Below are 26,080 nucleotides of genomic sequence, written 5' to 3'. Positions count from 1 at the left end.
TCACCGCATTCCCGTTCCGGAGATGCCCTGCACGAAGTAGCGCTGGAGGAACAGGAAGAGCAGCAGCACCGGCAGCATCACGACGATCGCCCCGGCGAGCATGAGGCCGTAGTCCGTGACGTGGGCGGCTGCCTGGCTGGTGGCGGCGAGGCCCACCGGCAGCGTGTAGGTCGACATGCTCTGGGCGACGATGAGCGGCCAGATGAAGTTGTTCCACGAGGTGAGGAACGACATGATCGTGATCGTCGCGACGGCGGGGCCGGCCAGCGGGAGGAAGATCCGGAAGAAGATCCGGAACTCGCCCGCGCCGTCGATCCGGGCCGCCTCCAGCAGTTCGTCGGGGATCGACATGGCGTACTGCCGCACGATGAACACGGACATCGGCATCGCCACGCCGGGCAGGGCGATCCCGGTGAGGGTGTCCGCGAGCCCCAGGTCGACGGTGATCACGAACTGCGTGACGAACACCGCTGTGAACGGCACCATCATCGCCGCCATGACCGCGCCGAACGCGATCCGCTTGCCGGCGAAGTCGAGTTTCGCGAGCGCGTAGCCTGCGGCCGACGCCGCGACGATGTTGCCGGCGACCACGATGACCGCGACGACGATGCTGTTGATCGCGAACCGGCCGAAACCCGCGGTCCTGAACAGCCGTACGAAGTTGTCGAGGGTGACGTGGTGCGGCAGCCAGGCGCCGGGGTCGGAGCGCATCTCGTCCAGGCTGCGCAGCGAGCCGCTGATCACCCAGAAGAAGGGCAGCAGCGTGAGCAGCGCGCACAGCACCAGTGCGCCGTACAGGAGCGGCCGGGCGACGGACCGGCGGCGCGGGGCGACCCGGTCGGTGGCCGTGTCGGCGTGTCGCAACGCGGTGAGTGCGGTCATGCGCGGGGCCTCAGCAGTCGGAACTGGACAAGACTCACCAGGGCCACCAGTACGAGGGTCACGAAGGACGCGGCCGAGGACATGCCGAACTCGCCGGCCCCGAACTGGTGGTAGGTGTACAGCGCCATGGATTCGGTGGAGCCCAGCGGGCCGCCGTCCGTGAGCAGGTAGGGCTCTTCGAAGACCTGGAGGTAGAAGACGGTCAGCAGCACCGACACCAGCAGGGTGGTCGGCAGCAGCAGCGGCAGGGTGATGTGCCTCAACTGCCGCCACCGTCCCGCCCCGTCGAGGGAGGCGGCCTCGTACACGTCCTGCGGGATCGCCTGGAGGCCGGCGAGGAACAGCACCATCGCGATGCCGAAGTTGCGCCAGACTCCGAGCAGGATGACCACGGGCATGGCCAGGTTCGGGTCGTCCAGCCAGTTCGGTCCGGCGAGGCCGACGGCGCCGAGCACCTTGTTGACGGTGCCGTTCGGGTTGAAGGCGTACTGCCAGATGAAGGCGACCGCGACGACGTTCGTGACGACCGGCGCGAAGAAGAGGGTGCGGAACGTGCCGCGCAGGCGCCGGATGCCCGAGTTCAGTGCGAGGGCCAGCGAAAAGCCGATCCCCATGGTCAGCGGCACACCGACGGCCACGAACAGGGCGGTGTTCAGGATGTCGCGCAGGAAGGTCTCGTCCTTCAGCAGCCGGACGAAGTTGTCCAGGCCGGTGAAGTCGACCGCGAGCGGATGCCGCAGATCCGGGCCCCGCAGGTCGGTGAGGCTGAACCCGAGCGCGGCGACGGTGGGGACCGCCGTGTAGAGCAGGAACACGAGCATGAACGGGGCGAGGAACAGCCAGGCGACCGCCGTGCGACGGGCGCGCCGCCGGGTGCCCACAACAGACGTGGTGGTCATGGGCGGCTCACTTCGCACCCGTGCCGAGGCTCTCGGCGTACGACTGGATGTTCGCGGCGGCCTTCTCAGCGGTCGCCGTGCCCTTGGCCACGGCCTCCATCTCCTTGCCCATCCGGGTCGCGACCTGCTGCCAGGTGCTGACCCGCGGGAACGTCCGGGTGTTCTTCAGCTGCGTGAGGAAGGCGTCGAGCAGCGGCTGGTCCTTGATGGCGGGGGCGTCCCAGGCGGAGATGACCGCCGGAAGTGAGCTGTATGCCTGGTACTGCGCGACCTGGGTGCTCGGCTTCGACAGGTACCGGACGAGCTTCCACGACGCGTCCGTGCTGCCGCTGCCCGCGAGCACGCCCCAGCTGCCGCCGGCGGAGAAGGAGACACTGCCCGACTTCCCGGCCGGCAGCGGTGCGGTGGCGACGTGGGACGCCGTCCAGCCGTCCTTCTTCGCGGCGGTGTCGAGCTGGCCGACGACCCATGGGCCGGTGATCATCGTGGCGGTCTTGCCGCTGACGAAGTACGGCTGGGCGTCGAGGAACGTCGGGGTGGCGGTGTCGGCGATGCCCGAGGTGAAGAACGACGCGTTGTACTTGAGCGCGTCGACCATCGCCGGTGTGTCGAGTGTCCATTTCCCGCCGGAGGAGAGCAGTGAGCCGCCGGCCTGCCAGGCGTACATCGCGATGTCCTGGCCGTTGAAGATGTCCCAGCCGTTGTCGGCCCCGAGAGCGTGCTTGGCGCCGGCGCGCTGGAGCGCCTTGAAGAACGGCACCATGTCGTCCCAGGTGGCCGGCGCCTCGACGCCCGCCTTCTTGGCGAGGTCGGCGCGGTAGACGAGGGCGTAGGTGTAGGCGTACCAGGGCACCGTGTAGGCCACGTCCTCGGCCACACCCGCGTCCCACAGGCTCTTGAAGAAGCTGTCCGGGTTCACGAGGCCGTCCGGAACGGCCTGGAGGATCGACGGATCGAGGAACTGCGCCTGCGACTCGGGGAAGAACTGGGCGACATCGGGGCCCTTGCCCGCCGCGATCGCCGACTGGAGCTTGGTGTAGTACTCGGCGTTCGGGATCAGGGTGAACTTGACGGTGGCGTCGGGGTTCGCGGCCTTGAAGGGCTTGATGACCTTTTCGAGCACGTCGGCGTCGCCCTGGGCGGCCCAGACGTTCAGGGTGCCGGTGGCCGGGGAGTCGTCGACGGGCTTGGCGGAGGCTTTCGCGGCGGCGGTGTCCCCCTCGCGCCCACAGCCCGTCAGGCCGAGGGTGCCGAGGACGGCCACGCCGGCGGTCAGCTTGAGGGCACCGCGTCTGGAGAGGTTGGGCACCTTGGGCTCCTGGGTTCTGGGTTTTCGGGGGAAGTAGCGTTTTCGGTCCGGCGGACCCGATGGCGAAGTTATGAGGGATGCATTTCGGCCACATGGCCGACCCATCACGAATAATTTCGGAACTTGTAGCGAAATCGATTCGTCCTGCTTTGCGGCAGCCGTACCTCGCCGTTCGCCCGGCCGGATCGGCGAATTCCGCGCCCGTTCCGCAAGAGACACCCGGTCGAAACACGGCTCCCCTACCTTGGTATGAACCGATCGGTTCAACGCGAGGAGTCAACGATGGACGTCAGCTCCGCAAGCTTCATTCCACGCCGGGTGTCCAGCGCCGAAGAGGCCCGCGAGGTGCTCGCCGCCGAGGGTGCGGTCGTCGTGACGGGACTCGCCGACGAGCGGTCCGCCGTCGCGTACGGCCGTGAGGTCATGGGCGACAAGGCGGTCCGCATAGGTACGCAGTTCGAGGCCACCAAGGCGCACGGCGAGCAGGAGGCGGCGAAGGTGGCCGAGCAGCCGGCCGACTCCCGTGGCCGCAAGCGCAGCTTCGCGCCGACCGAGGAGCGCATGGTCGCCCACAACGACGGCTTCGCGTTCGGCGACTACGCGCCCGACCACCTCTTCCTGTGGTGCGAGCGGCCGGCCGACCGGGGCGGCGACTCCTTCCTCGTGGACACCTCCCGGCTGCTCGATCTGCTCGCCGCGGACCCGGAGTGGGCCGCCGTGGCCGAGTTCTGCCGCACCACCGACATCGACCACTCCGAGCCCAACTACCCGCAGGACACGTACGCGCCGATCGCCCGGACCGTGCCGTCCGGACGCTTCCAGGGCCGCTACCACCCGTATCTCGCTCCGGTCGAGGGCCCTCTGGAGGACGAGCACCTGGCCTTCGTGCGCAAGTGGGAGGAGGCCGTCGTCACGGCGCGCGACACCGGGCCGATGTTCCGGGTGGAGGCGGGCGAGATGATCTGCCTCGACAACTACCGCGTCCTGCACGGCCGGGACGGGCACAGCGATCCCGCGCGCCGCCTCTGCTCGATCTGGGGCTGGTCCACGGACGCGGTCGCGATCCCGGACGGCCCGCTCGACATCGTGGTGCCGAAGATGCCGAAGGTACTCAAGACGCCGAAGATCCGTATGAGCGCGTGACACCGGACGCGTGCCCCGGGGGGACCACGGGCCGGCGGATACGGGCGGACCACGGGCCGGCGGACACGCCCCGCTCGCCGTCAGCCGGGTGAACGGCTGCTCGCGGCGGCCTCGGTCCTGGCCGCGAAGGAGACGGCCGCCGCCGCGTTCACGCGCAGCGTCGCCGCGCGGTCCCCGGCGCTGAGCAGGTCCAGCTGGAGTCCGCGCCAGAGCGAGACCAGCTCGCGCGCCAGGTCGTCCGCCGCGTCCGCCGGTACGCCCTCGGCGCCCAGCGCGGTCGCGACGAGGCCTCGCCAGTTCGTGGCGACGGAGTCGAGGAAGGCGTCGAAGCGTCCGCGCTGATAGCCGGCCAGGCCCAGCGCTTCGAAGAAGACGCGGTGGAGGGGGAGGTTCTCGTCCGCGGAGATCAGCTCCCAGGCCGTCTCCAGACGGGTGCGCAAGGGCTGGTCGCGGTCGTCGAGCAGCCTGAAGGCCCGTTCCAGGAGCGGAAAGCGGCTGCCCGCCTCGGTGAGCGACGCCGCGATCAGCTCCTCCTTCGACCCGAAGTAGTACAGCAGCATGCGGTTGTTGCTGCCGACGGCCTGGCCGATGCCGCGCAGGGACAGGCCGGCGATACCGTGCGCCAGGATGTGGTCGGCGCTCAGGCGCAGCAGCCGCTCGCGCTCGTTCTCCTCCGGGGGCTGGGGCATGGTCCGCACTGTATCCGCTGGGCCAAGGGCGTAACGGCGCTGCTCAGCTCCCGCAACGCGGGGGAAACGGCTCAGCCCTACGGTCGGTGAACCGAATGGTTCATGAGCGAGGAGGGTCTGCATGGCCACCACGGATGTCAGTGAGCCCCCTCCCGAAGCACCGCCCCGGTCCACCCCCGCCGCGCTCGAGCTGCGGGGAGTGACCAAGGAGTTCAGGCTCCGCCGGTCACGTACCGTGACCGCGCTCGAATCCCTGGACCTCACCGTCGGCCACGGCGAGTTCGTCGCACTCCTGGGACCGTCGGGCTGCGGAAAGTCCACCGTGCTGCGCATGATCGCGGGCCTGGACACCCCCACGTCCGGCGAGGTGCGCGTCAACGGCGGTGCCCCCGCCGAACTGGTCCGCGGCCACCGTCTGGGCATCGCCTTCCAGGAGCACGCGCTGCTGCCCTGGGCGAGTGCGTACGACAATGTCGCGCTGCCCTTCCGGGTGGCGGGCCGGCCGGTGGATGCCGAGCGGGTCGACGGACTGCTGGGGCTCGTCGGTCTCGACGGGTTCGCCGATGCCCGGCCGCGGCAGCTCTCCGGCGGTATGCGCCAGCGCGTCGCCATCGCGCGGGCCCTGGTGCTGAAGCCCGAAGTCCTGTTGCTCGACGAGCCGTTCGGGGCGCTGGACGCGGTGACCCGGCGTCGCATGAACTTCGAGCTCGCCCGCATCTGGGCCGACCAGCGCATCACCACGCTGCTGGTGACGCACGACGTCGACGAGGCCGTGCTGCTCGCCGACCGGGTCGTCGTCCTCACCGGCCGGCCCGGGACCGTACGCCATGTCGAGGACATCACCCTGCCGCGTCCGCGCGACAAGGTGCTGACGCGGGACGCGGAGTTCCACGACATCGTCGACCGGCTGACCGCGCTGCTCGACGAGGGGGCCGAGTGAACCGCGCCCGCTCCGCTGTGCTCACCGTCGCCGGAACGCTGCTGCTGCTCGTGGTCATGGAGGCGGTCGGACGGCTCGGCCTGCTCGGTGAGAGCTGGCCGCCGCTGACCGAGGTGGTCGCGGCGCTGGACGACCCGATCACCCGTGATCTGCTGGGCCGCGCACTCGCCGCGACCGCGACCGCCGCGGGCACCGGCTTCGTCGCGGGCGCGCTCGTGGCACTCGTCGTCGCCCTGGTCGGCGCCTTGCTGCCGCCGTTGCAGCCGGGGCTCGACCGGCTGGCGGCCGTCGTGCACGCCGTGCCGCTCATCGCGCTCGGCCCGCTGCTGATCACCACGGTCGGCCGGGAAGGCACGCCCGCGGTCATCGCCGCGCTCGCCGCCGGCTTCGCGGTGTTCGTGGCCGCCACCTCCGGACTGGGCGCGGCGAGTGCCGCCCACCGCGATGTCTTCCACGCGCTGGGGTCTTCCCGGCGGGTGACCCTCCTGCGCCTTCAACTCCCGGCCGCAGTCCCGCTGTTGCTCGACGGGCTCGCGCTCGCCGCGCCGGCCGCGGTGCTCGGCGCGGTCGTCGGCGAGTGGTTCGGCGCGCCGCGCGGTCTGGGTGTCCTGCTGGTCAGCGCGATGCAGAACTTCCAGACCGATCTGATGTGGGCGGCTGCCCTGTCCGCCGCCGTCATCTCCCTCACCGCGTACGCCGCCCTGGCCGGCCTGCGTCTGGCGGCCGCCCGGAGGTTCGCATGATCCGCACGAGCAGGAGCGAGGGCGCGATCGACGGGAGCGGACGCGCGGGCCGTCGTCCCCCGACCGGCACGGGGAAAAACCTGATCGACACACGTGAAAAGACGTCACCTGGCGCCGAGGCCGGCGGGAACCAGCCCGCGCGCGCCGTCCTGCGCACCTTGACCCGGCTCCTGTCCCGCTACTGGACGGTGCTGGCCCTCGTCGTCGCCTGGGCCGTGTGGGTGCGCACGCAGCAGCTCAACCAGATCGTCGCGCCCACCCCGGCCGCGGTCTTCGGCGACGTCCTCGGCCACCCGGGCGCCTACCTGCCCGACCTCGGCTGGACGCTGCTCAACGCCGCCGTGGGCCTCGCGCTGGGCATGGTCCTCGGGGTCACGGGGGCGCTCCTGGTGTGGGCCTCTCCCCTGCTGTCGGGGCTGATGACACCCATGGCGCTGATCATGCGCTCGGTCCCCGTCGTCGCGATGATCCCGGTGATCGCCCGGGTCGTCGGGTTCGGTGTCACGGCGGTGCTCACCATCACCACCGTCGTCTCCTTCTTCCCGGTCTTCGTGATGGCCGGCTCGGGGCTGCGCGCCGCGCCCGCCGCCACCCGGGACGTCTTCGCCGTCCTCGCCGCCACCCGTCTCACCCGGCTGCGGCTGCTCCTGCTGCCGTACGCCGTACCGGCCGTCCTGGTCGGTCTCAGGCTCACCGCGTCCACCGCGGTCCTGTCCGCGATGCTCGCCGAGTACCTGCTCGGCACGCACGGCCTCGGCCGGCTCTTCGCCCAGTCCGTGACCTTCATGGACCCGGCCCGGGCCTGGGGCACGGCGCTGGTCGCCACCGTGGTGTCCGTCCTGTGCTTCATCGGCGCCCGGGCCGCCGAACGCCTCGGCACGGCGCGCTTCACCTGATCAACCGTCATCATCCGCCGACGCCCGTACCCGCTCTCCCCTCCCCGTGTCACTCGTCCCCCGTGTCACTCGTCGAAGTCGCGAACCTGTGGAAGGAACCACCGTGGCACCACGCACCGATCCCGCCCGTCTGCCCCAGCTCTCCCGTCGAAACCTCCTGCGTGCGGCGGGGGCCTCGGGGCTCGCCCTCGGTGCCGGCGGCCTGCTCAGCGCCTGCGGCGGCGACTCCGACGCCGCTTCCTCGTCCGGTTCGGGCGAGAGCAAGTCCACGACGGTGAAGGTCGCCCTCGGCTGGATCAAGAACGTCGAGTTCGCGGGGTTCTGGCTCGCCGACCACAAGGGTTACTACGCCGACGAGAACCTCACCGTGCAGTTCCAGGCGGGCGGCCCCAACACCCCCGACCCCACGCAGTCCGTCTCCGCGGGCTCCGCCGACCTGGGGGTGCACGCCAACATGCAGACGCTGCTCCAGGCGATCCCCAAGGGCAACGACTTCTCCCTGCTCGGCGCCGTCTTCCAGACCAGCCCCGGCGGGCTGCTCTCCCTCGCGTCCGACCCGGTGAAGGAGCCGAAGGACCTGCTGGGCGCCAAGGTCCTCGGCCAGCAGGGCACCCAGCCCCTGATCGACGCGATCCTCACCAGCGCCGGGCTCAAGAAGTCGTACGACTTCACGCCTGTCGGGTACGACGTGAGCCCGCTCGTACAGAAGCAGGGCAAGGCATACACCTGCTTCCTCACCAACCAGCCGATCACCCTGGAAACCAAGTACGGGATGAAGAAGGGCAAGGACTACGACGTCGTCACCTACAGCGACCTCGGGCTGCCCTCGTACTCCTCGATCGTGTTCGGCAAGCGCAGCATGCTGACCGGGAAGGCGGACGTCCTCGAACGGTTCATGCGGGCCACCGTTCGCGGCTGGCAGGACAACGCGAAGGACCCTCAGGAGGCGGCCAAGCTCTCCGTCACCGACTACGGCATGGACCTCGGCCTCGACCTCAAACAGCAGATCCGGGAGAACGAGCTCCAGATCCCCTTCACCCAGAGCGAGTTGACCAAGAGCAAGGGTCTGCTGCGCATCGACGCGAGTCTGCTGGGCGGCGCCATGTACGACGGGCTGCGGGCGGCCGGCGTCAAGGAGCTGCCGGACGCGGCGAAGATCGTCGACCAGTCCGTACTGGACGCGGTGTTCGGCAAGAAGGCGACAGTGTGACGTCCGAGGCGATCACTGCCGGTGCGGGGGCGGCGGAGCCACTGCCCGCCCGCGCCCCCGCCGGCGCGGCGGACGCGTCCGGGCACCCCGTACCCCCGCGCGATCTCCTCCGGCTGCCGAAGGCGCATCTCCACCTTCACCTGGAGGGCTCCATGCGGCCCGCCACCCTCGCCGGTCTCGCGCGGCGGCCCGGCGTGCCCGTGCCGGACATGGAGGCGTACGACAGCTTCAGCGAGTTCGGGTTGCGCTACGACGACGCGGTGTCGCTGATCCGGAGCGAGGACGACCTGCGACGCGTCGTGCGCGAGGTCGTGGAGGACGCCGCCGCGGACGGAGCGGTGTGGCTGGAGCCGGCCGTCAACCCGGTGCGGTACGGACAGCTCTTCGGCCGCGGCTCGGCGTACGTCCTCGATCTGCTGCTCGACGAGGCGCTCGGCGCGGCGGAGCGGGCCGGCATCGGCTGCGGGCTCCTCGTCACCGCCCTGCGCCACCAGGATCCGCGCGAGGCGGTGGACCTGGCGCGGCTCGCGGCCACGCGGGCGCAGGGCGGTGTGGTCGGCTTCGGGCTCGCCGCGGACGAGTCGCTGCATCCGCCCGAGCCGTTCGCCGAGGCGTTCGCGCTCGCCCGCGCGGCGGGGCTGATCGCGGCGCCGCACGCCGGCGAACTCGCCGGTCCCGAGAGTGTGCGGGGCGCCCTGGACGCGCTGGGCGCACAGCGCGTCCAGCACGGCGTACGGGCGGTCGAGGACGCCGCTCTCGTGACGCGTCTCGCCGCCGAGGGCGTCACGCTCGATGTCTGCCCGACGTCCAACTTCCGCCTGGGCGTGGTCGATTCCGTCGCGGCCCACCCTCTCCCGCGGTTGCTCGACGCCGGTGTCCGCTGCACTCTCGCCGCCGACGACTCGCTGCTCTTCGGGTCCGGCCTCCTCGACGAGTACGCATCGGCCCGTACGGTGCTGGGGCTGTCCGACGACGCCTTGGCCCAGGTGGCCCGCAGTTCCCTGGAGGCGTCGGGAGCTCCGGAGGAGACGGTTCGGGCGGGGGTGGCTGGGGTTGCGACCTGGCTGACGGAAGGACCTGGCTGAGGGGAGAGGGGTACGTGGCCATGGGTCGGGCCGGCGTCGAGGTGTCGAGGCCGTGCTCGCGGCAGAAGCTACGGCGTCTCTTTCGGATCAATCCCTCGTTGGATTGATGTGGGCATCGAGCGATGCCGCGAACGGAGAGCCCCTTGCGTACGACCGATATCCAGCGTTGCGAGATCCGATCCGGACGTCTCGTGGAGTGGACGCTGCATCCGACCACCGTCGCGGCGGCGGCTGGTCTGCCGGAGGATTCCCGACCGCCCGCCTATGTCCAGGAGTCTCACGTACGAACGGCACGTTCGGTACGCGAAGACGGCTTGTTCGTACCCACCTGGAGCGGCGCGGCGTTCGACCTCCCCGGGCCGGTCGACATCGAGGCCCTCCAAGAGGCGCTGCGGACCTGGACCCTTCGGCACGAGACCTTGCGCAGCGGCTTCCGCTGGGTCGGCGACGAGATGCGGCGCTTCACTCTGGACGCCGAGGCCGTCGCGTTGCACCGCGAGGACGTCGGCCACTTCACCGACGCCGCGACGCTGACGCGGTATCTGCAGGACCGTTTCGATGTCGCGGCGGACGCACTCAGCTGGCCGAACTTCATCTACGCGGCGGTCGTCCGGGACAGCGGCGCGAGTGTCTACATGGTGTTCGACCACAGCAACGTAGACGCGTACTCGCTCTACCGGATCCCCGGTGAGATCCACGAACTCTACGAGGCCGCCCTCACCAGCAGCGCCGTCGAGACGGCACCGATCGCCAGCTACGTCGACTTCTGCGCGATCGAGCGGACGGACGCCGACCGGATCGACGACACCCACGCGATCGTCGCCCGCTGGCGCGAGTTCGTCGCCCAATGCGGCGGGAAGCTGCCGAACTTCCCCGTCGACCTCGGCCTCGCACCCGAAAAGCCGCTGCCCACCCAGAAGCTGATGCGCGACATGCTCGTCGACGACGCGGACGCGTCGGCGTTCGAGGCGTACTGCCGCCCGCATGGCGGAACCCTGGTCGGCACCCTCGCGGCCACCGCGCTGCTCGTCCACGAGATCGGCGGGCAGCAGGTGTACCGCACCGTCGTGCCCTTCCACACCAGGATGAAATCCCAGTGGCGGGACTCGGTGGGCTGGTACGTGGGCGGCGCGCCGATCGAGATTCCCGTGGCGCAGGCGCCGGATTTCGACAGCGCGCTGCGGATGGTCCGCAGCGAGCTTCGGAAGAACCGGCCGCTGTCACGGATGCCCCTCGCCCGCGTGCTGCGCCTGCTGGGCTCCGACTTCCGGCCCACGTCTCCCGACCTGTATTCGATCGTCTCGTACGTCGACACGCGCGGCATCCCGGGATCGGATCTGTGGCCGGAGATGAAAGCGCACGCGCTGATGCGGGTTTCGTACGGCGACCAGGTGTGCGCGTGGGTCACCAGGTTCCACGACGGCCTCCAGTTCGCCAGCCGCTATCCGGACACCGAGGTCGCCTACCAGAACATGCGGCGGTACGCCGAGGGGCTGCGGGAACTCATGGTTTCTGTGGCGCGGGACGCGGCAGTGCGCGTGTAGGTCAAAACTCATGAGGGCCTGGCACCACCGGTGTCCGGTAAGCGGCTCGCGTCTGTCAGCCAACTGGCGGGAAGTTGTCAGGTTCACCGGGTTTCATGGCGACGGCTCCCTTCCCCCCACCGAGGAGTGACATGACCAACGCCCTTGCCGGCGCACAGGACGAGGCCGTTCCCGACTTCCCGATGCCCCGGGCGGCCGGGTGCCCGTTCGACCCGCCGCCGGAGATGATGAAACTCCACGCCGAGAAGCCGGTCTCCAAGGTCCGGCTCTGGGACGGCAGCACGCACTGGCTCGTCACCCGCTATGCCGATCAGAAGGCCCTGTACGGCGACCAGCGCCTCAGCGTCGACACCACCCGGCAGGGCTTCCCGTACCTGAACGAGGCCTTCCGGGAGACCGCCTCCAAGACCCCGCCGTCCTTCCTCAACATGGACGATCCCGACCACGCGCGCATCCGGCGGATGGTCACCGCCCCGTTCGCCATCAAACGCATCGAGGCCATGCGCCCCGCCGTCCAGCGGATGACCGACGAGCTGATCGACGCCATGCTGGCCGGGCCGAAGCCGGTCGACCTGGTGGAGGCGCTCACGCTGCCGCTGCCGTCGCTGGTGATCTGCGAGCTGCTCGGGGTTCCGTACGAGGACCACGACTTCTTCCAGAGCAACAGCAAGGTGGGGCTCCGCCGGGACGTGACCCCCGAAGACGTACGGTCCTCCTTCGGCGCCCTCTTCCAGTACCTGGACAACCAGCTCGACGTGAAGCTCGCCGACCCGGCCGACGACATGCTCTCCGAGCTGGCCGCCCGGATGCACGCCGGCGACCTCACCCGCCTGGACGCCACCATGCTGGGCATCCTGCTGCTCGGCGCCGGGCACGAGACCAGCGCCAACATGCTCGCCCTGGGCCTCCTCGCGTTCCTGGAACACCCTGACCAGCTCGCCATCGTCCGCGACACCGACGACCCGAAGGTCCTCGCGGGCGCCGCGGACGAGATGCTGCGCTATCTGACCGTCGTCCACAGCGGCCAGCGCCGCCTGGCCCTTGCGGACCTGGAGGTCGGGGGCCAGCTCATCCGGGCCGGCGAGGGCGTCATCATCCCGGGTGCCACCGGCAACTGGCAGGACGACGTCTTCCCCCAGCCCGAACGGCTCGACGTCCGCCGGGACGCCCGCCGCCACCTGGCCTTCGGCTTCGGCATCCACCAGTGCCTGGGCCAGCCGCTGGCCCGCCTGGAACTCCAGGTCGTCTACAGCACCGTCTTCCGCCGCATCCCCACCCTGCGCCGGGCCACCGAGCTGGAGAACATCCCGTTCAAGGACGACGGCATCGTCTACGGCGTCTACGAACTGCCGGTGACCTGGTAACGCCCCCTCCTCCGACCCGTCAGCGCGAGCGGGCGTTGAGCCGGGCGGCCTGGCGCGTCAAGTGGCCGCGCTCGGCGAGGTTGGGTGCCTTCTGGGCCGCCTCGGCGTACAGTCGTGCCGCCGTCGCCAGGTCGCCGTCGCGCTCGTGGAGGTAGGCCGCGACCGCGGTGTGGCGGGGCAGTGAGTCGTCCAGCGCCGCGAGGGCCGCCAGGCCGGCGCGCGGTCCGTCGGCCTCACCGACGGCGACCGCGCGGTTGAGCCGGACGACCGGGCTGTCGGTCAGGCCCACGAGTTCGTCGTACCACTCGACGATCTGCACCCAGTCGGTCTCCTCGGCGGTGGGCGCGTCGGCGTGCAGTGCCGCGATGGCGGCCTGGGCCTGGAACTCGCCCAGCCGGTCGCGGGCGAGGGCCGCCTGAAGGATGACGACGCCCTCGGCGATCGACTTCGTGTCCCACCGGCCGCGGTCCTGCTCGGCGAGCGGCACCAGGCTGCCGTCGGGCGCGGTCCGGGCGGCGCGCCGGGCGTGGTGGAGCAGCATGAGGGCGAGCAGCCCCGCCACCTCGGGGTGGTCGATCGCGGCCGCGAGCTGCCGGGTGAGCCGGATGGCCTCGGCGGCGAGGTCGACGTCGCCGGAGTAGCCCTCGTTGAAGACCAGGTAGAGGACGCGCAGCACGGTGGCGACGTCGCCGGGCTGGTCGAACCGCACGCCGGAGACGGTGCGCTTGGCCCGGCTGATCCGCTGCGCCATGGTCGCCTCGGGCACCAGGTAGGCCTGGGCGATCTGCCGGGTGGTCAGCCCGCCCACGGCGCGCAGCGTGAGCGCGACCGCGGACGACGGCGTCAGCGACGGGTGGGCGCACAGGAAGTAGAGCTGGAGGGTGTCGTCCACCGTGGGCGCGGGCCCGGGCGCCGGCTCCTCGTCGAGGCGGTCCTCACGCCGGCGGCGGGCGGTGTCCGCGCGGGTCGCGTCGAGGAACTTGCGCCAGGCCACGGTGACCAGCCAGCCCTTCGCATCCCGCGGCGGGTCGGCCGGCCAGACGCGGACCGCCTCGATGAGCGCGTCCTGCACGGCGTCCTCGGCCGCCGCGAAGTCGGCTCCGCGGCGGACGAGGACGGCGAGCACGCTCGGCGTGAGGCTCCGGAGGAGGGCCTCGTTCAGCGATGAGGTCACTCCGTGATGGTGGGCGACACGCCGTAGAACGGGCGCAGCTCGAGCCACTCGTGGATCGGCTTCCCACCGGCACCGGGGGCGGCCGACAGCTCCCCGGCCAGCTCGACGGCACGCTCGTAGCTGTCGACGTCGATGATCATCCAGCCGGCGATGAGGTCCTTGGTCTCGGCGAACGGGCCGTCGGTGACCGGCGGGCGCCCCTCGCCGTCGTACCGGACCCACGTCCCCTCGGGGGCGAGCGCCTGACCGTCGACGAACTCGCCGGTCTTCTCGAGCCGGTCCGCGAAGTCCTGCATGTACTGCATGTGGGCCGAGATCTCCTGAGGCGTCCACTTGTCCATGGGCACGTCGTTGGCCGGAGCCGGGGCGCCGCGGTAGTGCTTGAGCAGCAGGTACTTGGCCATCGTGGGTTCTCCTCGGTACTGGTGCGATCCATTGTGGTCGCGTTCATAGCGAGGACGGAGCCGATTGCGGGTTCTCGACATCCCCGTCCGAGATTTTTTTTGGCTCTTCGTGGATGAGCCCGGTCGAGCCGTCGCGCGGCCTCAGTGCCGGCCCCTCAGCAACGCGCACACGAAGTTCTCCTGGAGGGCTCGCAGCCGTTGCACCCGCGCGGGATCCACGGACTCGTTGATCTGGGTGGTGACGGAGAACGTCAGCGAGCGACGGCCGTCCGGGGTGGCGGCCACCAGTTGGGTGTAGCCGGGGAAGTTGCCGGTGTGCCCCAGCACGACGCCGCACCGCGTCGCATAGCGGAAGATCGCCAGTCCCGCCATGTTGCCTCCCGGGCCCGCCGGTTGCGAGGCACCGGCGATCCACCGCCGCTGCTCCCGCAGCTCGGCCCGTCCGTAGAGCGCTCCCTGGGCGTAGCCGCGGATGAAGCGGGTCATGTCGGCGGGTGTGGAGACGATGCCGCCCGATGCCCACACCCCGGAGGCGCTGAGGACCTCACTGACGTCCTCCGGGGGCCCGGGCGGGGTCACGTCGTACCCGTGCAGGTAGGGCTCCCGCATCCGGTAACCCTGGGGAAGGCTGGTGTCGCGCAGGCCGAGCGGCCGGTAGACCAGCTCGCGCAGCAACTGTTCGTACGGGGTGCCGGTGGCGGCTTCCGCCATCAGGGCCACGGCGATGTTGTCCGAGTTGGAGTACTGGTAGCGCGTGCCCGGCGGGAAGCGCAGCTGTTGGTCGGCCACGTAGTCGAGCAGGCGGCGCGAATCGAAGCGGTGGCGCGGGTCGGCCGCGAGCTCGGCGAGGAAGTCGGCGTCCTCGGTGTAGTCCGGTAGTCCGCTGGTGTGGTTCAGCAGCTGCCGGAGCGTCACGGAACCCCAGGCGGCGGGCAGCCGCGGCAGCCGGCTCGCCAGGGTGTCGTCCAGGTCCAGGGCACGGCGGTCGACCAGCGACAGGGCCACCGCTCCGCTGAAGGCCTTGGCCGTGCTGGCGATGCGCATACGGTCGTCCGGGCGGGGCGGGCGTCCCGTACGGAGGTCGGCGACGCCGGCTCGAACCACGCGTTCCTCCTTGCCCCGGCGCAGCACGGCGATGGCGCCGGGCGGACCGCCTGGGCTGTGGACGAAACGGTCGAGCTGATCATGCAGAGCGCGGTCGTCCGAGGGTGCCGGGACGGTCCCGGCCGCCGCGCTCACGGCGGCCGGGGCCAGCGCCGCCAGGCAGACGGCGAGGACGGCCGACGTCCGCAGAGGCGGCCGGAGGACGGTGCGGCGGTGCGGCGCACAACGCAGAGGCATCGGGGCTCCTGGGGGGTGGGCGGTACGGCGGATCCAGCCTCACCGGCGGCAGCCGCCGCCCGCCCCTCCTGCTGCTGCATACGGCTCAGCAGGGCTTCACCAGGGTGGCGAAGCCGCGCCCGGTGACTGCGGCCGTGCGCCGCAGCGCCGCTCGGGCCGTTGCGTCACCCGCCCAGAGCCGACCCGACCACGGACTTGGCCTCCTCCTGCACCTGGCCGAGATGGTCGGTCCCGAGGAACGACTCGGCGTAGATCTTGTAGACGTCCTCGGTGCCCGAAGGACGGGCCGCGAACCAGGCGTTGGCCGTGGTGACCTTGATGCCGCCGATCGCCGCACCATTGCCCGGAGCCTCGGTGAGCACCCCGGTGACCGCCTCGCCGGCCAGCGTGTCCGCGCTGACCTGCGCCGGAGAGAGCTTGGCGAGCAGGGCCTTCTCCTCTCGCGTGGCCGGTGCGTCGATGCGCGCGTACGCGGGCTCGCCGAAGCGGGCGGTCAGTGTCGCGTAGTGCTCCGACGGCGTCTTCCCGGTGACCGCCGTGATCTCGGAGGCGAGCAGCGCCAGGATGATGCCGTCCTTGTCGGTGGTCCACACCGAGCCGTCCCGGCGCAGGAACGACGCGCCCGCCGACTCCTCCCCGCCGAAGCCGAGCGATCCGCCGACGAGCCCGTCCACGAACCACTTGAAGCCCACGGGCACCTCGACCAGCCGGCGCCCCAGGTCGGCGGCGACCCGGTCGATCATCCCGGACGACACCAGGGTCTTGCCGATCCCCGCGTCGGCGGGCCATCCCTCGCGGTGGGAGTAGAGGTAGGAAATGGCCGTGGCCAGATAGTGGTTGGGGTTCATCAGCCCCGCGTCCGGCGTGACGATGCCGTGCCGGTCGGCGTCGGCGTCGTTGCCCGTGGCGATCTGGAAGCGGTCACGCTGCTCGATGAGCGAGGCCATGGCGTAGGGCGAGGAGCAGTCCATGCGGATCTTGCCGTCCCAGTCCAGGGTCATGAACCGCCAGGTGGGGTCGGTGCGCGGGTTGACCACCGTGAGATCGAGTCCGTGCTGCTCGGCGATGCGGCCCCAGTACGCGACGGACGCCCCGCCCAGCGGATCGGCGCCGATGCGCACGCCCGCCGTGCGGATCGCGTCCAGGTCCAGCACGCTCGGCAGATCGGCGACGTAGGTGCCCAGGAAGTCGTACCGGCCCGTGCCCGCGGCGGTGAGCGCCCGGACGTAGGGAATGCGCCGTACGTCCTTGAGGCCGGCCGCGATGATCTCGTTGGCCCGGTCCTGGATCCAGGACGTCGCCTCGGAGCCCGCCGGGCCGCCGTTCGGCGGGTTGTACTTGAAGCCTCCGTCGCCGGGCGGGTTGTGGGAGGGGGTGATCACGACCCCGTCCGCGAGGCCCGAGGTCCGGCCGCGGTTGTGGGTGAGGATGGCGTGCGAGACGGCCGGGGTGGGTGTGTAGCCGTCCGCGCTGTCGATGAGTACCGTCACCGCGTTGGCGGCGAAGACCTCCAGGGCGGTGACTTTCGCCGGTTCCGACAGCGCGTGGGTGTCGGCGCCCAGGAACAGGGGGCCGTCGGTGCCCTGGTCGGCGCGGTACTCGCAGATGGCCTGGCTGGTCGCGGCGATGTGGTCCTCGTTGAACGCGGTCGCCGGTGACGACCCGCGGTGTCCGGAGGTTCCGAACGCGACGCGTTGCCCCGGCTCGGCCGGATCGGGGTGCAACGCGTAGTACGCGGTGACCAGCCGGGCGACGTCCACAAGGTCCTCAGGGCCGGCCGGCTTACCCGCTCGCTCGTGCTGCATGTCCGCTCCCACACATCCCTTTGTCCTAGGCTGACGTCCTCATCTTTCCCTGCCGCGACCGCGTTCCGCGAGTGTGCCTCCGCGTTCGCATCCAGCCATGGGTCTCAGGGGGCGTCCTTGGGCGACGGGTCGCCTGGTGTGTCCCCCGCGGTGAGGTGTTCCAGCACCTCGACCAGCTCCTGGCAGGCCCGCTCCACCGAGCGTCTGGTGTTGCGTTGCTCGGTGATCACCGCTGCCAGGAGGAGAGCCGTCAGGGCCATGGTCCCGTTGAAGGCCTGAAGTTTGATCATCACTTCGACTCTGGTCAGCTCTTCGAAGGGACCGACCCCGTCCGTCGCGGCGATGGTGGCCATGACGGATGTGAAGAGGGCGCAGAGCATGCTGCCGGCCAGCTGGAAGCGCAGGGCCGCCCAGATCAGCAGCGGGTAGACGAGGAACATCATGCCGGCGGCGTTGTGTGTGGCGATCGGCACGACGCCGCAGGTGATGAGGGCCAGCCCCGAGGCCTCCTTCCACCGGGAGAGGGGCGGCGGCAGGCGTGCCCCGTACAGCAACAGCAGGAGCGGGGTGACGATCAGGACGCCCATCGCGTCGCCCACCCACCACGCCAGCCACACCGGCCAGAAGCTGTGCGTGGCGATCTCGTCCGTGATCACGAGCGTGCCGACTCCCGCAGTGGCGCTGATCAGCATGCCGGTCAGGGCTCCCAGGAACACCAGGGTCAGGCCGTCGCGCAAGCGGCCGAGATCCATGCGGAAGCCGACCCCGCGCAGCATGAGATACGCGCAGACGGGAGCGAGGGTGTTGCCCACCAGGACGCCCAGCACATCGGGTCGGAGCGAGGTGAGGGTCAGGACGACGAAAAGGACGCCGAGGGCGATGCCGAGCCAGGCCCGCAGCCCGAAGATCAGCAGGCCGGCCACCGCGACACCCGTCGGCGGCCAGATGGGGGTGAAGACCGCGCCCTCGACGACCAGGTGCCGCAGCAGCCCGAGCCGCCCCGCCGCGTAGTAGCAGGCGGCGACAGCCAGCGTCTGGAGGGCGAAGACGCCAGGCCGGCGCAGATCCTGGGTACCCACCACACCGGCCATCAGACACCGACGCCGCCGTCCCGGCGCGGCGGGCGAGGTGGGGTGCCGCCCTATGGCTGAACGTCGGCCCCGTCGTAGCCGACGACCAGCACGGCGGCGTCGTCCTCATGGCCCACCCGGTCCGCGCCCTTGATCACGGCGGCGGCGAGCGCGCCCGCCTCCATGCCCGCCACGGCTGCGACGCCCGCGAGCCGTACCACCTGGTCCAGCCCCTCGTCGACCTCCAGCGAGGGGCCTTCCACCACGCCGTCGGTGAGCAGGACGAACACTCCGCCCGTGGTGAGCCGGTACCGCGTCACCGGGTACGCCGTCCCCGCCTGGATGCCGAGGGGCGGTCCCCCCTCGCCCGCGGCGATGCCGGACTTTCCGTCGGCGGTGGCCCAGACACAGGGGATGTGCCCCGCTCGCGCGCTCTCCAGCACTCCGGTGGCGGGGTCGAGGCGCATGAAGATGCAGGTGGCGAAGAGGTCGGTGCCGAGGGACAGGAGCAGGTCGTTCGTCCGGGCGAGGAGTTCGCCCGGCTCGCCGGTGACGGAGGCGAGCGCGCGCAGTCCGACCCGTACCTGGCCCATGAAGGCGGCGGCCTCGATGTTGTGGCCCTGGACGTCGCCGATCGACAGCCCGATACGGCCGTCGGGCATCGTGAAGGCGTCGTACCAGTCGCCGCCCACGTTGAGGCCGTGGCAGGCCGGCGCGTAACGGGCTGCCAGGCGGTACCGGGGCGCCTCGGGCATGTCCGCGGGCAGCATGTCGCGTTGCAGGGCGACGGCCAGCTCGACCCGGGAGCGCTGCGACTGAGCGTGTTCGCGCGCCTGCGCGGTCAGCGACCCGAGTCTGGCCAGCAGCTCGTCGCCGTCGTCCGTGAGTCGCTTGCGGGACATTGATCGCTCCGGAGGGATGCCGAGCCGTTCGGGGCATGAACCCCAATTGGTTCTTATCGGATGATAGCGATGCCGAAGCGCGGCCCGCGTCGGCGTCATACGATGACAAGTGAGCCGACGCATCGGGAGCAGGGCATGATTCGCGCAGCCGATATCCGCGAGTGGCGCAACCACGACGTGGTCGACACGAAGCAGCACAAGATCGGCACACTCGAAGCGATCTATGTGCACACGACCACGGACGAACCCGCCGTGGCCACCGTCCGGACCGGCCTGCCCACACGCCAGCGACTGGTCTTCGTCCCGCTCGAGGAGGCGGTCCTCGGGCCCGGCTATGTGCAGGTCCCCTACGCCAAGGGGCAGGTACGGAAGGCCCCTTCGATCGGGACGGACGACGTACTGCCCGCCGAGCGGGAGGAAGCGATCTTCCAGCACTACGGCATGACGTACCGGCCTGGCTCAGGCGGCGAACGCCGACTCGCGCGCCGCTGACCCCTCGCCGCGGCACAAGAAGGTGTTCGGGTTGATGGTGATCTTTCTCCTGCTCGTCCTCGTGGCCGTCGCGCTGGGCATCATCGGCGTGGCCGCCGACGGCCTGGGCTACTTGCTGGCCATCGGCATCGTGATCTTCGTGGCCGATGTGGCCTTCATCACCGTACAAGGGTCTCGGCGCGTCCGGCGGCGCCCCGTGCGCTGACCGCGGCAGAAGTATTGATCATGCATGACTGATCGCTTCGTGCTAGTGTCGACGCCAGTTGCAGTTGTGGTTACTGAAAAACTTCAGATCTTCGCAGCTGGGGCCCGCACCTTGGGGTGCGGGCCCCAGCTTGCTGCTTTTCAGGCGCCCAAGACTGATTCTTCACCAAATATCCAGCGCTCTCGGCGTGAAAAATAGCCAGAGCCTTCGGCTCGTTCTTGCGATTCCCTGCGCCGCTCATTCGCCGCGGGAATTCCTTGATACGTGCCATATCAAGGAAGGTTCCGTATGAACCGCGCACGCTCGAACGACCGCTTCGCCCGCAAGCGCAGCGGAGGTTCGGACTTCGGCAAGGGTGGCAGCCGCTCCGGCGCCCCTGCCGGCAACCGCTCCGGCGGTCAGCGCCGTCCCAAGAGTTTCGGAAGCCGACCGGCCGCCCCCCAGGGCGAGTTCGCGCTTCCGGTGACGATCACGCCCGCGTTGCCCGCCACCGAGTCGTTCGCCGATCTCGACATGCCGGCCCGGCTGCTGGCCGCGCTCGGCCGCGAAGGCGTGAGCGTCCCGTTCCCGATCCAGGCGGCGACGCTGCCGAACTCCCTCGCCGGTCGTGACGTACTCGGCCGCGGCCGCACCGGATCGGGCAAGACCCTCGCCTTCGGCCTCGCCCTGCTGGCCCGTACAGCGGGTCAGCGCGCCGAGCCCCGCCAGCCGCTCGCCCTCGTGCTCGTCCCCACTCGCGAGCTCGCCCAGCAGGTCAACGACGCGCTCACTCCGTACGCCCGTTCCGTGGGGCTGCGACTGGCCACCGTGGTCGGCGGAATGTCGATCGGCAAGCAGGCCGGTGCGCTGCGCGCCGGGGTGGAGGTCGTCGTCGCGACGCCGGGCCGGCTCAAGGACCTGATCGACCGGGGCGACTGCCGGCTGGACAGCGTCGCCATCACCGTCCTCGACGAGGCCGACCAGATGGCCGACATGGGCTTCATGCCCCAGGTCACCGCCCTGCTCGACCAGGTGCGTACCGAGGGCCAGCGGATGCTCTTCTCCGCCACCCTGGACCGCAACGTGGACCTGCTGGTCCGCCGTTACCTGCACGACCCGGTGGTGCACTCCGTCGACCCGTCCCAGGGCGCGGTCACCACGATGGAGCACCACATCCTCCACGTACACGACTCCGACAAGCACCGCACGACGACCGAGATCGCGGCGCGGGACGGCCGGGTGATCATGTTCCTGGACACCAAGCACGCGGTGGACCGGCTGACCAAGCACCTCCTGAGCAGCGGCGTCCGCGCCGCGGGTCTGCACGGCGGCAAGTCCCAGCCGCAGCGCACGCGGACCCTCGCCCAGTTCAAGAGCGGGCACGTGACGGTGCTGGTGGCGACCAACGTCGCGGCGCGCGGCATCCACGTCGACAATCTCGACCTGGTCGTCAACGTGGATCCGCCCAGCGACCCCAAGGACTACCTGCACCGTGGCGGCCGTACGGCCCGCGCCGGCGAGTCCGGCAGTGTCGTCACCCTGGTGACGCCGGACCAGCGTCGGGAGATGGCCCGGCTGATGGTCGCCGCCGGTATCACCCCGCAGGTCACTCAGGTGCGTTCCGGTGAGGCGGAGTTGAGCCGGATCACGGGTGCCCAGGCTCCTTCGGGTGTCCCGGTCGTCGTCACCGCGCCGGTCGTGGAACGCGAGCGCTCACGCCGCGGCGGGTCCTCGTCGTCCTCGTCGTCCCGGGGCCGCCGCCGCACCCAGGGCCGGCCCACGGGCGAAGCGGGGCGCCGCTCGGCGCCGCGGAAGTCCTCCTTCGACCCGGCGGCCTGACACCCGCGTGTCCGGCGGCGACGGCGAGAGTACGGGCCCGGGTGACCGGGCCCGTACTCTCGCCGTCCTCCACGGCGGCACCGCCCGCACGGACCGGATCCGTCCGCGGGACGTCCTCCGCGGCCGGCGCTCGACCCGTTGTCTCTCCCCTCTCCCCGCTCCCGCTCCCTGTGAGGCCTCATGCGCTGTGTCATCGCCCGGTACCCGTTCGACCTCACCAAAATCGGCGTACTGGACTCGATGAAGGGCGTCAAGCCCGAACCGATCACGGGTGAGTCCGTGACGATCGGCCGCCGTCGCTACCCCGTGAAGCAAGTGGGGCAGATCGTCACCCGGCAGGACCGCCGCGACTTCACCGCCGCCGAAGTCACCCGGGCCATGGCCCGACTCGGGTTCACCTGCCACGAACACCCGCAGGCCGCACCCCTGCTCGTCCCGACTCCGCTGCAGGAGGCGTCGGCGCTGCTCGGCAGCCCCGCCCCGCAGGACGCGTGACCGCAGGCACCAGCCGGGACCAGCACAGCCGTGAGGGCCCTGCCGACGCGCGTCGGCAGGGCCCTCACGGCATTTCCCTGGGTCTTACTGAGTCCTACTGGGTGGGTCTTATCGGGCCTTACTGGTCTTACTTGTCGGAGTAGCTGAAATCGCCCACCGTCCAGGCGCTGACGTCCTCGATCGCGACGCGGTACATTCCGCCCGTCTCAGGGATCCCGATGCTGCCCTGAAGGATCCGGGCGAGATGGAAGTGCAGATGCGTGGGCGCCTCGCCGCCGTCGGGCCGGCGCTCCGCCCGGCCGGCGGTGAAGACGTCGGCGAACGGGCCGAGGTGGTCCGAGTCCTTCAGCACCTCCGACACACGCTCCCGCCACACTGCTTCGGGGGCCAGCCGGCCGGTGATGACAGCACCGCCGACAACCACGGTCAGCGACATCTGATTGCTTTGCTCGGACTCCACCATGGTGGAGATGGCGACGAGCAGCTCGTCAGGGTTCGACATGGGAACAGATTCTATGCAGCGGCCGTCCGTGCCATTCCCTCCGCGGCCCCAGTCGTCGGTGTCTTCCGGGACGGGCGGGTCCTTTTCCGGGCTCGGACCGGGTGACCTGTCAGGTCGGCCGGCACCCGGCGGATGCTCTACTCCGTTGCGCCGCCCGGGTGTTCCGCCTCCCGCGCGGTCTTCTGCGCCCGCTGTTCGGCCCGGTCGAGTGCTTCGGCGGCGGCCCGGCTCCGCTCCTCGGCCGTTCGCACCTCGTGGTCGGCGCGCCGCAGCTCCTCGTGCGCTCGGTGCAGTTGCTGTTCGGCGGCGGACAGGTGCCGTCGGGCCTGCTCCTGACGGTCGCGTGCTCCCGCCAGCAGGTCTTCCGCCTCGGCCTGCCGGGTGCGTTGGGCGCGTAGCCGCTCCGCCGCCGCTTCGGCTGCCCTGGCCGCCTGAGCGCGTCGCCGCTGCCGCTCGCGGCGCTGCTCGGCGAGGCCGCCGTCCTGCTGGGGCGTGGGCGACGCGGCCGGCCGTGCCGGCTTGGGCCGGGCGCCGGCTGCCGGCGCGGCATCGGGCGGAAAGGCCGACGGCGGGGTCAGGGCGCTGTCCAGACGGCCGGTGGCCCACCGCTCGGCCGCGTCCGGGTCGGTGAGTACGGCGTGCAGGGTGGACTCGACGTCCTGCTGCACCGTGTCCGACAGCCGGTGCCCGGCGTCGAGGGCGAGCTGCGCGGCCTGCCGGGTGAGGGCGGACACCATGCTCCGCCGCTGCGCGGACAGTTCCTTGAGGTCGGCCGCGTCCAGGGTGCGGTAGGCCTCTCGCAGAGCTTGTCCGAGCTCCAGGAACCGCCGGCTCTCCCGCGGTTGGGAGCGCAGGAGCAGGTTCGCGGCCCAGGCGGCCAGGGTGGGGCGGCGGGCGGCATGGATCCGGCGGGCGTCCTCGGCGCGACCGGCTGTCCTGGCCGTGAGCGCGAACTGTTCACGCCGGGGGACGAAATCGCTCGGCGGCGTCGTGTAGAGCTCGTCGAGGACCGCCTCCACGTCGTGCTCCCCGCCCTCCCGCCGGGGTGTGCCTCTTCGCTGCATGCTCCTCAGACTCCACCGGGCCGGGCGAGCGTGCATGTCGGCACCTCCGGCCGGATCCGCTCAGGGAAGCGTGGCGGCCGTACCGGCCCCTGTGACGCGGAGGAGGTCGAGCTTTCCCGCGTCGCTGCTGCCTGCCGCTGCCGTGTAGGTGACCATGCGCAGGTCCGCGCCCGGAACGATGAGCACGTCGCAGTCGAGCAGGAGGTCGCCGGTCCGCGGGTGCCGGATGGTCTTGCGGTCGGTGATGTGCTGGACGGCGGCCGTCTGCGTGGCCCAGTGATGGGCGAAGGTGTCGGATTCTTCTCGGAGGCCTCGCACGAGTCGGTCGAGCTCGGCGTCGGCGGGATAGCGGGAGACGGCGTCCTTGAGGTCGGCGACGATCGACGCCTCGAAGGCGTCCTGTCCGCGTTCCGACCGGACGGGAAGCATCGCGGCGTGCGCCACGCCGTTGCCGAACAGGGCGCGAGCGAGATTCCGTTCGGCGGTCGGGACCGCGGAGGCGTCGCCGTGCAGGGCGGTCCACATGCTGTTCCACCACACGAGGGTCCAGTCGGCGGTGAACACCCCGATCGGAACGTCCCCGAGGCGTGCGGCGAGCCGTTGGATGCCCGGGGGCACGTGGGTGCTGACCGTGCCGTCCTGGGGCGGCAGCAGTCCGGCACTTCGGTAGAGCTGGTCGCGCTCGGCGCGGGAGAGCTGAAGGGCACGGGCGAGGGCGCCGACGACCTGGTCCGAGGGGTTCCTCGCGCGTCCCTGCTCCAGGCGCAGGACGTAGTCGACCGAGAGCCCGGCCAGCTGTGCGAGCTCCTCGCGGCGCAGTCCCGGGGCGCGACGGCCGTCCGTCACGGTGAAGCCGGCGTCGGCCGGCGAGAGACGGTCGCGCCAGGCGCGCAGGAGTGCGGCGAAACCGGAGGCTGCGGCGGAGTGGGAGGCGGAGTCGGAGCGCGAGGAAGCGGAAGCCATGGGGGCATTCTCGCCGCGCGACGCCGCATCAGCCTGGGTACTGCCGGTCCTAGTGACGGGGACGGCACTGGCCGGCGGTGGCGCCAGCGGCGAACTTGGTGGTGCGGCGCCGACCGCGCGCCCTCGACTGCCCAGTGAAGGAGCCTTCCATGCAGCACACCGTCGTGATGACGGGCGCGAGCCGCGGGATCGGCCGCGTCGCCGCCGAGCACATCCTGCGCCGGTCGCCGGACGTGCACCTCCTGGTCGTCACCCGCGGATCCGCCGGCGCACGGCTGCTCACGGAGCTCGCCACCGGCGGGCACACGGTCTCGCACGTCTCGGCGGACCTGGGTTCGCTCAGGAGCGTCCACTCGGCCGCCACCGGAATCCGCGACCGCCTCGCCGACGGTGAACTCCCGCCGCTGCGCGGCTTCGTGGGCAACGCGGGCGTCCAGTACACGAACGCGCTGACCGAGGGACCCGACGGGTTCGAGTCCACCTTCGCCGTCAACGTGCTCGCCAACCACCTGTTCGTCCGCCTGCTCCAGGACCGTTTCGCCGCTCCCGCCCGGATCGTGATCACCGCCAGCGACACCCACTTCGGCGACTTCAGGCACACCATGGGCATGGTGCCCGGCCCGGTCTGGAAGTCCCCGGACGTCCTCGCCCGTACGGGCGCCTTCCCCCGGCCGGACTCCACGGCCGCCGGACGCACCGCCTACTCGACGAGCAAGCTGGCCACCATCTACCTGGTGCACGAGTACGCGCGCCGCCTGCCGGCCGGGATCGACGCCCTCGCCTACAACCCGGGCTTCGTTCCCGGCACCGGCCTCGCCCGCGACGCCGGCCCCGCCTCCCGGTTCGCGATGCGCCGCGTCCTGCCGATGATGACCCTCACCCCGTTCGCCACCAGCCGCCGCGCCGCCGGGCGCCACCTCGCCGAGGTCGTCCTCGGCACGACCACGGCGCCGACGGGAGCCTACGTCGACCGCGGCCGGGTGGCCCGGTCGTCCGCGGAGTCCTACGACCCGCGGCGCGAGCGCGAACTCTGGGAGGCAGCCGAGCGGTTCACCGCGGCGTACGCCCTGTGACAAGGCCGGTGGGAAGGGACGACATCCCCAAGGAACAGGTCAGGCGAGAGGCACAGACCGCGACCCTC

General features: G+C 71.0%; 26 protein-coding genes. 13 read left to right on the top strand and 13 right to left on the bottom strand.

The genetic code is table 11. The features are described from left to right. The 3 genes from AB0I77_RS26200 to AB0I77_RS26190 are packed head-to-tail and all read right to left on the bottom strand — an operon-like array spanning window position 1 to window position 3,090. Window positions 1–882, bottom strand: a complete 882-nt coding sequence (locus AB0I77_RS26200; RefSeq protein ID WP_363285124.1) for a carbohydrate ABC transporter permease — start codon at window positions 880–882, stop codon at window positions 1–3. Then, window positions 879–1,781, bottom strand: a complete 903-nt coding sequence (locus tag AB0I77_RS26195; RefSeq protein ID WP_363285122.1) for a sugar ABC transporter permease — start codon at window positions 1,779–1,781, stop codon at window positions 879–881. Before AB0I77_RS26195 ends, AB0I77_RS26200 begins: the two co-directional genes overlap by 4 nt. 7 nt (window positions 1,782–1,788) lie before the next feature. Further along, window positions 1,789–3,090 carry an extracellular solute-binding protein gene (locus AB0I77_RS26190; protein ID WP_363285121.1) on the bottom strand — a complete coding sequence of 434 codons (1,302 nt, stop codon included), beginning with the start codon at window positions 3,088–3,090 and terminating at the stop codon, window positions 1,789–1,791. 282 nt (window positions 3,091–3,372) lie between these two features. Between AB0I77_RS26190 and AB0I77_RS26185 the strand changes: the two genes are divergently transcribed. Beyond that, window positions 3,373–4,233 (top strand): TauD/TfdA family dioxygenase, encoded by an 861-nt coding sequence (locus tag AB0I77_RS26185; protein WP_363285120.1) that lies wholly within the window; start codon window positions 3,373–3,375, stop codon window positions 4,231–4,233. Window positions 4,234–4,313: 80 nt separating this feature from the next. On the opposite strand, the gene AB0I77_RS26180 is transcribed toward AB0I77_RS26185, so the two are convergent. Next, window positions 4,314–4,922, bottom strand: a complete 609-nt coding sequence (locus AB0I77_RS26180; RefSeq protein ID WP_363285119.1) for a TetR/AcrR family transcriptional regulator — start codon at window positions 4,920–4,922, stop codon at window positions 4,314–4,316. 121 nt (window positions 4,923–5,043) lie between these two features. Between AB0I77_RS26180 and AB0I77_RS26175 the strand changes: the two genes are divergently transcribed. The 7 genes from AB0I77_RS26175 (at window position 5,044) to AB0I77_RS26145 (ending at window position 12,704) form a co-directional block, all read left to right on the top strand. Next, window positions 5,044–5,862: an ABC transporter ATP-binding protein gene (locus AB0I77_RS26175; protein WP_363285118.1), complete on the top strand. Its 819-nt coding sequence runs from the start codon at window positions 5,044–5,046 to the stop codon at window positions 5,860–5,862. After that, entirely contained in the window at window positions 5,859–6,605 is a 747-nt protein-coding gene (locus AB0I77_RS26170) for an ABC transporter permease subunit (RefSeq protein WP_363285117.1), read from the top strand. The genes AB0I77_RS26175 and AB0I77_RS26170 overlap by 4 nt, the downstream gene beginning before the upstream one ends. Continuing rightward, window positions 6,602–7,501, top strand: a complete 900-nt coding sequence (locus AB0I77_RS26165; RefSeq protein ID WP_363285116.1) for an ABC transporter permease subunit — start codon at window positions 6,602–6,604, stop codon at window positions 7,499–7,501. The genes AB0I77_RS26170 and AB0I77_RS26165 overlap by 4 nt, the downstream gene beginning before the upstream one ends. A 103-nt stretch (window positions 7,502–7,604) precedes the next feature. Then, window positions 7,605–8,711 (top strand): ABC transporter substrate-binding protein, encoded by a 1,107-nt coding sequence (locus AB0I77_RS26160; RefSeq protein ID WP_363285115.1) that lies wholly within the window; start codon window positions 7,605–7,607, stop codon window positions 8,709–8,711. Then, window positions 8,708–9,796 (top strand): adenosine deaminase, encoded by a 1,089-nt coding sequence (add, locus tag AB0I77_RS26155; RefSeq protein ID WP_363285114.1) that lies wholly within the window; start codon window positions 8,708–8,710, stop codon window positions 9,794–9,796. Before AB0I77_RS26160 ends, add begins: the two co-directional genes overlap by 4 nt. A 143-nt stretch (window positions 9,797–9,939) precedes the next feature. After that, the gene (locus AB0I77_RS26150; protein ID WP_363285112.1) at window positions 9,940–11,340 is read left to right on the top strand and encodes a condensation domain-containing protein; all 1,401 of its coding nucleotides are present in this window, start codon (window positions 9,940–9,942) and stop codon (window positions 11,338–11,340) included. Window positions 11,341–11,471: 131 nt separating this feature from the next. Next, on the top strand, window positions 11,472–12,704 hold the full coding sequence (locus AB0I77_RS26145) for a cytochrome P450 (RefSeq protein ID WP_363285111.1): 1,233 nt from the start codon (window positions 11,472–11,474) through the stop codon (window positions 12,702–12,704). Window positions 12,705–12,723: 19 nt separating this feature from the next. On the opposite strand, the gene AB0I77_RS26140 is transcribed toward AB0I77_RS26145, so the two are convergent. From AB0I77_RS26140 to AB0I77_RS26115, 6 genes are all read right to left on the bottom strand, one after another. Beyond that, a complete protein-coding gene (locus tag AB0I77_RS26140; RefSeq protein ID WP_363285185.1) occupies window positions 12,724–13,866 on the bottom strand; it encodes a DUF6596 domain-containing protein in 1,143 nt (380 codons plus the stop codon). An 8-nt stretch (window positions 13,867–13,874) separates the two neighbouring features. Then, complete coding sequence (locus tag AB0I77_RS26135) at window positions 13,875–14,282, bottom strand: YciI family protein (RefSeq protein ID WP_363285110.1); 408 nt, start codon at window positions 14,280–14,282, stop codon at window positions 13,875–13,877. A 141-nt stretch (window positions 14,283–14,423) separates the two neighbouring features. Then, window positions 14,424–15,623 carry a serine hydrolase domain-containing protein gene (locus AB0I77_RS26130; protein ID WP_363285109.1) on the bottom strand — a complete coding sequence of 400 codons (1,200 nt, stop codon included), beginning with the start codon at window positions 15,621–15,623 and terminating at the stop codon, window positions 14,424–14,426. Window positions 15,624–15,787: 164 nt separating this feature from the next. After that, window positions 15,788–17,428 (bottom strand): phosphoglucomutase (alpha-D-glucose-1,6-bisphosphate-dependent), encoded by a 1,641-nt coding sequence (pgm, locus tag AB0I77_RS26125; RefSeq protein WP_363285108.1) that lies wholly within the window; start codon window positions 17,426–17,428, stop codon window positions 15,788–15,790. A gap of 104 nt (window positions 17,429–17,532) precedes the next feature. Beyond that, window positions 17,533–18,519 carry an MASE1 domain-containing protein gene (locus AB0I77_RS26120; protein WP_363285107.1) on the bottom strand — a complete coding sequence of 329 codons (987 nt, stop codon included), beginning with the start codon at window positions 18,517–18,519 and terminating at the stop codon, window positions 17,533–17,535. A 50-nt stretch (window positions 18,520–18,569) separates the two neighbouring features. Then, on the bottom strand, window positions 18,570–19,400 hold the full coding sequence (locus tag AB0I77_RS26115; RefSeq protein ID WP_363285106.1) for a PP2C family protein-serine/threonine phosphatase: 831 nt from the start codon (window positions 19,398–19,400) through the stop codon (window positions 18,570–18,572). 135 nt (window positions 19,401–19,535) lie between these two features. Here AB0I77_RS26115 and AB0I77_RS26110 point away from each other — a divergent pair, with 135 nt between their 5' ends. From AB0I77_RS26110 to AB0I77_RS26095, 4 genes are all read left to right on the top strand, one after another. Beyond that, window positions 19,536–19,892, top strand: a complete 357-nt coding sequence (locus AB0I77_RS26110) for a PRC-barrel domain-containing protein (RefSeq protein WP_363285105.1) — start codon at window positions 19,536–19,538, stop codon at window positions 19,890–19,892. Between the two features lie 34 nt (window positions 19,893–19,926). Next, window positions 19,927–20,097 (top strand): hypothetical protein, encoded by a 171-nt coding sequence (locus tag AB0I77_RS26105; RefSeq protein WP_363285104.1) that lies wholly within the window; start codon window positions 19,927–19,929, stop codon window positions 20,095–20,097. A gap of 288 nt (window positions 20,098–20,385) precedes the next feature. After that, window positions 20,386–21,915 (top strand): DEAD/DEAH box helicase, encoded by a 1,530-nt coding sequence (locus tag AB0I77_RS26100; protein ID WP_363285103.1) that lies wholly within the window; start codon window positions 20,386–20,388, stop codon window positions 21,913–21,915. Between the two features lie 180 nt (window positions 21,916–22,095). After that, on the top strand, window positions 22,096–22,410 hold the full coding sequence (locus AB0I77_RS26095) for an SCO5918 family protein (protein ID WP_363285102.1): 315 nt from the start codon (window positions 22,096–22,098) through the stop codon (window positions 22,408–22,410). A 127-nt stretch (window positions 22,411–22,537) separates the two neighbouring features. Here AB0I77_RS26095 and AB0I77_RS26090 read toward each other — a convergent pair whose 3' ends face one another. The 3 genes from AB0I77_RS26090 to AB0I77_RS26080 form a co-directional block, all read right to left on the bottom strand. Beyond that, window positions 22,538–22,912: a hypothetical protein gene (locus AB0I77_RS26090; RefSeq protein WP_363285101.1), complete on the bottom strand. Its 375-nt coding sequence runs from the start codon at window positions 22,910–22,912 to the stop codon at window positions 22,538–22,540. A 137-nt stretch (window positions 22,913–23,049) separates the two neighbouring features. Further along, a complete protein-coding gene (locus AB0I77_RS26085) occupies window positions 23,050–23,976 on the bottom strand; it encodes a hypothetical protein (protein ID WP_363285100.1) in 927 nt (308 codons plus the stop codon). 60 nt (window positions 23,977–24,036) lie between these two features. Beyond that, window positions 24,037–24,939: a helix-turn-helix transcriptional regulator gene (locus tag AB0I77_RS26080; protein WP_363285099.1), complete on the bottom strand. Its 903-nt coding sequence runs from the start codon at window positions 24,937–24,939 to the stop codon at window positions 24,037–24,039. Between the two features lie 149 nt (window positions 24,940–25,088). On the opposite strand from AB0I77_RS26080, the gene AB0I77_RS26075 reads away from it, so the two are divergent. Continuing rightward, window positions 25,089–26,012 carry an SDR family NAD(P)-dependent oxidoreductase gene (locus tag AB0I77_RS26075; RefSeq protein WP_363285098.1) on the top strand — a complete coding sequence of 308 codons (924 nt, stop codon included), beginning with the start codon at window positions 25,089–25,091 and terminating at the stop codon, window positions 26,010–26,012. The last annotated feature ends 68 nt before the right edge of the window (window positions 26,013–26,080 follow it).

This window comes from Streptomyces sp. NPDC050619 (assembly GCF_040654815.1).
GTDB lineage: Bacteria > Actinomycetota > Actinomycetes > Streptomycetales > Streptomycetaceae > Streptomyces.
The sequence above is the reverse complement of the archived record's forward strand: the minus strand, read 5'-3'. Positions and strand labels throughout refer to the sequence as shown.